Genomic DNA, 2,692 nt, shown 5'->3' with positions numbered 1-2,692 from the left:
ATGAAATACGGTATTCTGATGTGACAAAACCTGAATCCTAGTCGTTAAAGTGTTTGTTTGCACTCATATTTTAACTGTTAGGACTCAGGTTTTTTTATTTAAAGCAAACTATGGGACAGCAGTGGCCTTATGGCTGCTTTTTTTATATGAATCTGGCTTATTTTTTTTCACCCAAAGCAAAGAACCAGTTCAGAAAGAGCGCTGCAAAGGTTGCTGTGCCAATACCGCCCAACGTAAAATTACCGAAGTTCAGGGCAAAGTCTCCTGTGCCCAGAATAATGGTCACGGCTGCGACCATCAGGTTTTTATTTTGTGAAAAATCGACTTTGTTTTCAATCCAGATTTTTGCACCAGCAATGGTAATCAGACCAAATACCACAATCGATGCCCCGGTCAGAATGGCGGTTGGAATGGTATGCACAATGGCACCAAACTTGGGCGATAATCCGAGGAAAATGGCAAAAACACCGGCCACGGCAAAAATGATGGTCGAGTACACCCGGGTCACAGCCATCACCCCGATATTTTCACCATAGGTGGTCATGCCAGGAGCACCGACACTGCCTGCAAGCGAGGTGGCGATGCCATCGGCCACGAAGGCTTTGCCAATGTGCGGATCAAGGTTTTCACCTGTCATAGCACCTACGGCTTTGATATGCCCCAGATTCTCGGCCACCAAAATAAATGCAATCGGTGCAATGATCAGCATGGCATTGGCATCAAAGGTCGGAGAATGAAACTCGGGAATCCCGAACCAGGCGGCTTGCTGAACCGGCAAGAAGTTAATGGCGGTGCCATAACCCATGACATTGCTCAGAAGATAATAGACCAAATAGGCCAGCAGCAGACCGATCAGCAATAACAAACGCTGCAGCAGGCCACGGGTAAAGACGGCAATCGACCCCATACACATCACGGTCAGCAAGGCCATCCAGGAGTTGAAATCATTGCCCATCACGTTTTTCACGGTGGCAGGTGCCAGATTCAGGCCAATGATCATGACCACAGCGCCAGTCACCACTGGTGGCATCAGTTTTTCAATCCAGCGTGTACCGGTGGCCATGACCACCACCCCAATCAAGGCATATAAAATACCGCAGGCAATAATCCCGCTTGCTGCCACTCCAATATTCGGATTTAAACCGCCGCCTGCACCGGCATAACCGGTTGCGGCAATCACCACACCAATAAAGGCAAAACTGGAACCCAAATAACTTGGAACACGTCCCCCGGTGATCAGAAAAAATAGCAGGGTACAGATGCCGGACATTAAAATGGCCAGATTGGGATCAAATCCCATTAAAAAAGGCGCCAGCACGGTTGCACCAAACATGGCAAAGGCATGTTGGACACCAAGCACCACAGTTTGTGCAGGAGGTAAATATTCTGCAGTACCTACCGGTCGTGCATCAATATTGCCCTGATAGGGGCGCCATTTTGGAAACCAGTTGGCCATAAAATGAGCACTCTTAAGATAAATTGTGCACATCATACTCTGGTTCTGTAGAAGATTTAATTGCTGCCAGTCGTATTTTGTTCAAATTAATTCACTGAGTTTCTTAAATAATTTACCAATCGGTAAAAGTATTTATATTAAAAATAAAAATAAATCAGTGGATTGATTAATTGATTATGGCTCTATGTCATGTATAAATAAATTTTATTCGATTTATGAAATAAATATTATTTCTGCAATTGACTGCTCAATAAAAAAGCACATCGGGTAGATGTGCTTTCAGTTAAGCTGAACAGATCAGCCGGTGTTGCGTAAACCGGCAGCAATTCCGGCAATACTGACCATCAAGGCATGGTCAACCGGGGTATGCTCGGCATTTTGCTCAGCCAGATAGCTGCGGCGGCGTTTCATCAGTTCGGCCTGTAACAGGTGCAGGGGAAGCAGATAAGGCTTTCGCACACGCATGGACTGATCCAGGATGTCATTGCTGGTCAGCAGTTTTGATTCGCCTTTTAACGCCAGCAGGGTTTGTACCGCGTCTTTTAAACGTTGACGCAGTTCATTGCCCAAGACTTTTAGATCTTCATCCTCGGTTAAATGCGACTCATAATACAGCGCCACATGACCATCTGCTTTGGAAAGCACCATTTCCAGCATATCAATCAGGGTCTGGAAATACGGCCATTGTTGCAGCATTTCATTCAGCAGCTCTTTTTGCCCCTGATCGATCACCTGATTAATGGCAGCGCCTGTGCCTAGCCAAGCCGGCAACATGAGACGAATTTGAGTCCAGGCAAATACCCAGGGAATGGCGCGCAGGGATTCAATCCCGCCACTAACTTTACGTTTGGCCGGGCGTGAACCGAGTGGTAACATCTGCAATTCCAGCTCCGGCGTTACAGTGCGCAGGTATTTGACAAAATGAGGATTTTCACGAACTGTCTGGCGATAGACCTGAACCGACAGATCAGTCATCTGGTGCATCAGTTCACGCCATTCCGGTTTAGGCTCAGGGGGTGGCAACAGGGTGGCTTCTAGGGTTGCAGCGCTATAAATTTCCAGGTTTTGCAGGGCAATGCCTTCCAGACCAAACTTAAAGCGAATCATTTTTTCACCCAGATCAATCAACGCCTGAGACAATAAAAGTCCAAAAGCTTCACGCTGCTCATCAGGCACCACCACAAAGCTGGTAGGCTTTAACCGGTGATGGTCCGGTGCAGTTAAGGCAGCCTGAAA

2 protein-coding genes are annotated in these 2,692 nt (G+C 46.9%); both read right to left on the bottom strand.

Annotated elements, in window-relative coordinates; all coding sequences use genetic code 11:
- Positions 1-157 precede the first annotated feature (157 nt).
- On the bottom strand, positions 158-1,456 hold the full coding sequence (locus E2K52_RS14035; protein ID WP_151205632.1) for a solute carrier family 23 protein: 1,299 nt from the start codon (positions 1,454-1,456) through the stop codon (positions 158-160).
- 297 nt (positions 1,457-1,753) lie between these two features.
- The coding region (locus E2K52_RS14030; RefSeq protein ID WP_227548252.1) for a phosphoenolpyruvate carboxylase at positions 1,754-2,692 on the bottom strand (939 nt) is incomplete at its 5' end.

The sequence above is a fragment of the Acinetobacter sp. RF14B genome (assembly GCF_006864105.1).
Taxonomy (GTDB): Bacteria; Pseudomonadota; Gammaproteobacteria; order Pseudomonadales; family Moraxellaceae; genus Acinetobacter; species Acinetobacter lwoffii_C.
The sequence above is the reverse complement of the archived record's forward strand: the minus strand, read 5'-3'. Positions and strand labels throughout refer to the sequence as shown.